This window comes from Sphingomonas sp. STIS6.2 (assembly GCF_000732685.2).
Classification (GTDB): domain Bacteria; phylum Pseudomonadota; class Alphaproteobacteria; order Sphingomonadales; family Sphingomonadaceae; genus Sphingomonas; species Sphingomonas aerolata.
In genome coordinates, this window is record NZ_JPDP02000133.1 from 1 (window position 1) to 4,437 (window position 4,437).

Genomic DNA, 4,437 nt, shown 5'->3' on the forward strand with positions numbered 1-4,437 from the left:
GCGGCGACAAGGACGCGCAGCGCGCCGAGGCGGATGCCGGCGCGGTCGGCTTCGTCCCCCCCTCGGTCACCTCGCGGCTCGATTTCGGCGCCAGCATGGAACGCCGCTTCCGCACGCTCGACCGCAACGCCGATGATCGCATCACCAAGGACGAGCTGCCCTCCCCCAATGCACGGATCAAGGCGTTCGACCGCAACAAGGACGGCGTGATCACCGAAGTCGAGTGGAGCGAGGGCACGTTGCGATGGTTCGACCGGATGGACCTGAACCACGACGGCACCGTCACCTCCGAAGAGCGCGCCGAAGCCCGCAAGCGCGAGGGGCGGTGATCGCCTGTAACTTTATGTCCTGACCGCACGGCTTCAGGCGCGGATTTCATCGCCGATTGCGGGTTCGGCGGTTGACCTGATCCCTGTCGCAGCGCAGCAAGGCGCATGGCCAGTCTTCCCGCAATCGCGAACAATTCCGACATCCGTTTCCTCGGCACGCTGCTCGGCGACGTCATCCGCAGCTATGGCGGGCTACGTCTGTTCGAGGCGACCGAGACGATCCGCAAGGCCTCGGTCGAGCGTCACCGCGGCCTCGCCGAGGGCCGGACCGACGATCATGCCGCGGTCGATCTCAGCCTCGAAAAGCTCAGCCTCGACGAGACGCTCGATTTCGTCCGCGGCTTCATGCTCTTCTCGATGCTCGCCAATCTGGCCGAGGACCGGCAGGGGATCGCGGCCGAACACGGCGCCGACCTCGCCTCCGCGATCGCGCAGCTCGAAGCCGAGGGGATCGACCGGACGCAGGTCCGCGCGCTGCTCGACCATGCGCTGATCGTCCCCGTGCTCACCGCGCACCCGACCGAGGTGCGGCGCAAGAGCATGATCGACCACCGCAACCGCATCGCCGAGCTGCTCGCGCTGCGCGATGCGGGTCGCGACACCACCCCCGATGGCGACCGGGTCGACGACGCGATCCTGCGCCAGATCGCATTGCTGTGGCAGACGCGCGTGCTGCGCCGCGACCGTCTCTACGTCACCGACGAGGTCGATACCGCGCTCAGCTATCTGCGCGACGTCTTCCTCCCCGCTTTGCCCGCGCTCTACCAGCGCTGGGACCGCGCGCTTGGCGAACGCACGCCGAGTTTCCTGAAGCCCGGCAGCTGGATCGGTGGCGACCGCGACGGCAACCCCTATGTCACCGCCGATTCGCTCAAGACCGCGCTCGCCCGCGCCAGCGAGGCGGTGCTCGGCTATTATTGCCAGGCGGTCCACGCGCTCGGCGCCGAGCTCTCGATCTCGACCGAGCACGCCGTCGCCGACCCCGCGGTCGAGGCGCTCGCTGCGGCAAGCGGCGACGACGCCACCAGCCGCGCCGACGAACCCTATCGCCGCGCCTTGTCGGGGATCTATGCGCGCCTCGCCGCGACGCAGCAGAAACTGACCGGCAAGGCCGCGCCGCGTCCCGGCCGCCTCACCGGCGCCCCCTATGCGAGCCCCGCCGATCTGCGCGCCGATCTCGTCACGCTCGCGCACGGGCTCGGCACCGCGCTCAAGACCGGCGGCGCGCTCGGCCGGCTGATCCGCGCGGTCGAGACGTTCGGCTTCCACCTCGCCACGCTCGACCTGCGCCAGAACAGCGCCGTCCATGAACGCGTCGTCGCCGAACTGCTCAAGGTATCGGGCGTCGAGCCGGACTATCTCGCGCTCGACGAGGACGCGCGCGTCGCGCTGCTCCGCCGCGAACTCGCCAATGCGCGCCCGCTCACCACCCGCTTCGCCGCCTATAGCGACGAGACCGCGGGCGAGCTCGCGATCCTCCAGGCCGCCGCCGACGCGCATGCCGCCTATGGCCCCGCCTGCATCACCAACTACATCGTCTCGATGGCGCAGTCGGTCAGCGACCTGCTCGAGGTGAATTTGCTGCTGAAGGAGGTCGGGCTCTACCGCCCCGGCGACACACCGACCGCCGCGATCATGGCGGTCCCGCTGTTCGAGACGATCGGCGATCTCGAGGCCGCGCCCGCGGTCATGACCGCCTGGTTCGCGCTGCCCGAGATCGCGACGATCGCCAAGGCGCGCGGTCATCAGGAGGTGATGATCGGCTATTCGGACAGCAACAAGGATGGCGGCTACCTCACCTCCACCTGGCAATTGTCCAAGGCCTCGACCGCGCTCAGGCCCGTGTTCGAACAGGCGGGCGTCGGCATGCAGCTGTTCCACGGCCGCGGCGGCGCGGTCGGGCGTGGCGGCGGCTCGGCCTTCGCGGCGATTCGCGCACAGCCCGGCGGCACCGTGCAGGGCCGCATCCGCATCACCGAACAGGGCGAGGTGATCGCCGCCAAATACGGCACGCGCGACGCCGCAATGACCAATCTCGAGGCGATCGCCTCGGCCACGTTGCTCGCCAGCCTCGAACCCGAACGCCTGTCGAACGCCGACACCACGCGCTTCTGTGCCGCGATGGACTGGCTCAGCGACACCGCGTTCCACAGCTATCGCGACCTCGTCTACGGCACTGTCGGCGGCGACGAGCGCGGCTTTCGCACCTTCTTCCGCCAGATGACGCCGATCGCCGAGATCGCCGGTCTCAAGATCGGCAGCCGTCCCGCCAGCCGCACCAAGTCCGACCGGATCGAGGATCTGCGCGCCATCCCCTGGGTGTTCAGCTGGGCGCAGGCGCGCGTCATGCTCCCCGGCTGGTACGGCGTCGGCCAGGCGCTCGCCGGGTTCGAGGACAAGGCGCTGCTGCGCGACATGGCGCAGGGCTGGCCGCTCTTCGCCTCCGCGCTCGCCAATCTCGAGATGGTGCTGGCCAAGTCGGACATGGCGATCGCCGAACGCTATGCCGGGCTGGTCGAGGATCCGGCGCTGCGCGACACCGTCTTCGGCCGGATCCGCGACGGCTGGCAGCAGACGCATGACGGGCTGCTCGACGCCACCGGCCAGTCGCGCCTGCTCGAGAAACACCCCGCGCTCGAGGCGTCGATCCGCCTCCGCCTGCCCTATATCGAACCGCTCAACCTGCTCCAGATCGAACTGATCAAGCGCCGCCGCGCCGGCGAAGAGGATGCGCGCATCGGCGAAGGCATCCTCCTGTCGATCAACGCGATCGCGACGGGTCTGAGAAACTCAGGCTAACGCCCTCTCCCCTCAGGGGAGAGGGAAGGGGCCCGCGGCCCTTGCCGCGGGAAGGGTGAGGGCCAGTGAGGCTAAAACCCTCACCCAACCCCCTCAGTCCGCCGCACCAAAAAACGGCGCCGCTATCTCCGGCCGCACCCGCAGCAACCGCCCGCTCGCCCGGTCGAGCAGCGCCCAGGTCGTCACCGCGTCCAGCTTCACGCGCCCGTCGTCCCCGACGAACCGCAAATGCCGGTCGAACCGCGCGCCCTTCGGCCCGCCCTCGACCCAGGTCTCGCCGGTCACCGTCTCGCCCGCGACCACGCTGCCGCGATAGTCGATCTCGTGCCGCGTCACGACCCAGACATAGGCGGCCTTGTGCTCGGCGGGCGCGACCGCCTCCCAATGCGCGGTCGCGATCCGCTGGATCCACTGGACCCAGACGGCATTGTTGACGTGCCCCAGCTCGTCGATATCCGCCTCGGCCGCGGTGATCGTCATCGTGAAGGTCATGCGCTGCGCTCCCGCCATTTCCGCCACGCGAACCAGCCGCCGCCGACCGCCAGCAGCGCCACCGCGCCGAAAAGGATCAGCCGCCCGGTGCCGATCCGCCCCAGCATCGCCTCGATGACGTTGCCGAACGCATAGCCGATCGCGCTGAACACACAGCCCCACACGATCGCCGCGGCGAGGTTCACCGCGAGGAACAGGCGCTGCGAAATCCGGCTCGTCCCGATCGCGATCGGGCTGACGGTGCGGATCCCGTAGACGAAGCGATAGGCGAAGATGAACCGCCGCGGATAGCGTTCGAGCAGGTCGATCGCGCGCGCATAGGCCGACCGCCGCCGGATCGCCGCAACGGGGCGCGACTCGCGGAAATACCGCCCGCCGGCAAAGAACAGCTGGTCCGCAACGAACGACCCGACCACCGCCGCCGCCATCGCACCCGCCAGCGACACCAGCCCCTGATGCGCCAGCACCCCGCCCGTCACGACCGCCGCCTCCCCCTCGACCCCCGCGCCCAGAAAGATCGCCACGACGCCATAGCGCGCCACCAACGCCTCGATCGTCACGCGGCGACCGACCTTTGTTCACGCGAAGGCGCGAAGGCGCGAAGAAGGGTGGTTCGCGCAGAGGCGCAGAGGACGCTGAGAATGGTGTGCATCTTCTCTCTGCGTCCTCCGCGTCTCCGCGCGAAAACTCTAAATCTTCGCGCCTTCGCGCCTTCGCGCGAACCAAGAATCATCCCGCGACGCCCAACTGCCACAGCACGAACGCATGCTCCTCCGCCGCCTCGCGCAGCGACTCGAACCGGCCCGACTTGCCGCCA

The 4,437-nt window shown here is 69.2% G+C and carries 4 protein-coding genes; 2 read left to right on the plus strand and 2 right to left on the minus strand.

The window, feature by feature from the left end; translation table 11 throughout:
• The coding region (locus sphst_RS14130; protein WP_107045717.1) for an EF-hand domain-containing protein at positions 1 to 329 on the plus strand (329 nt) is incomplete at its 5' end.
• Positions 330 to 434: 105 nt separating this feature from the next.
• Positions 435 to 3,128, plus strand: a complete 2,694-nt coding sequence (gene ppc, locus sphst_RS14135) for a phosphoenolpyruvate carboxylase (protein WP_107045718.1) — start codon at positions 435 to 437, stop codon at positions 3,126 to 3,128.
• Positions 3,129 to 3,221: 93 nt separating this feature from the next.
• Here ppc and sphst_RS14140 read toward each other — a convergent pair whose 3' ends face one another.
• Together sphst_RS14140 and sphst_RS14145 are read right to left on the minus strand one after the other, a co-directional pair.
• Positions 3,222 to 3,620, minus strand: coding sequence for an acyl-CoA thioesterase (locus sphst_RS14140; protein WP_199848986.1), 399 nt, complete (start codon positions 3,618 to 3,620; stop codon positions 3,222 to 3,224).
• Positions 3,617 to 4,180, minus strand: a complete 564-nt coding sequence (locus sphst_RS14145; RefSeq protein WP_107045719.1) for a DedA family protein — start codon at positions 4,178 to 4,180, stop codon at positions 3,617 to 3,619. The genes sphst_RS14140 and sphst_RS14145 overlap by 4 nt, the downstream gene beginning before the upstream one ends.
• Between the last annotated feature and the right edge of the window lie 257 nt (positions 4,181 to 4,437).